Origin of the sequence: Thiococcus pfennigii (genome assembly GCF_016583835.1) — a bacterium.
Taxonomy (GTDB): domain Bacteria; phylum Pseudomonadota; class Gammaproteobacteria; order Chromatiales; family Chromatiaceae; genus Thiococcus; species Thiococcus pfennigii.
Genome location: NZ_NRRW01000149.1, coordinates 1 through 684, shown reverse-complemented (window position 1 = coordinate 684; position 684 = coordinate 1). Strand labels below are relative to the sequence as shown.

Here is a 684-nt window from a genome sequence, read left to right as displayed (position 1 = left end):
GTCGGGGCATAGGGGGGCGGGTCATGCACCAAAAGGCGCCTTGGTCGTTCCTGCCCGCGTCGGCTCAATCGGCCGCCCGGGCAAGGTTTCCGCGTTCGGCGGGTCCGGGTGATGGCTGGGTGTATTTCTACCGGGTCGCGGAGCCGCCGCCCGGTTACTGCGGGCCGGTCCCGGTCTGCGTGCTCACGGGCCGGCGCCGTGGCTAGCGGCTCCTGGTGGTTGCGCTGGGATGCGCCGCTGCCCCCGGGGCCGCTGTGGCTGTGGGCCTCGCCGCGTTCGGGCGCGCTCTGGCCCTGGTCGGTGGCACTGCTGGGCCTGCGCGCCCGGGTGCGCCCCTGGCTGTGGTCGCGCCGTCTCGAGCGGGTCCGGGCGCGCGTCCGCCGCCGGGTCTGGTGGCGGGCGCATCCAGGGCTGGCCCGCGCCTGGCGCCGGGCGCGCCGGCCGGTGCGTGGGCTCCTCGGTGTTCTCGGCTGGGCCGCCCTGGCGGGGGCGGGGCTCGCGCTGGCCATGCGCGCGGCGCCGGGGGGTTAGCGTGGCCGAACCTTTCGCGCCAATCCTCGCCGCCCTGCGGCCCGCCGGGGCCGTGGCCTTCGGGGGCTCGCGCCGGCTCGCGCCGCCGGCCCGCGCGTGGGCTGGCGGGCTCGCGCTCGGCCTCGTCCAGCACGGGCGGGCGCTGGTCACGGG

The 684-nt window shown here is 78.8% G+C and carries 1 protein-coding gene; it reads left to right on the top strand.

Annotated features, from left to right (window positions below; translation table 11 throughout):
• The first annotated feature begins 198 nt into the window (after nucleotides 1–198).
• A complete protein-coding gene (locus tag CKO41_RS18315; protein WP_200383295.1) occupies nucleotides 199–531 on the top strand; it encodes a hypothetical protein in 333 nt (110 codons plus the stop codon).
• Nucleotides 532–684: the final 153 nt, after the last annotated feature.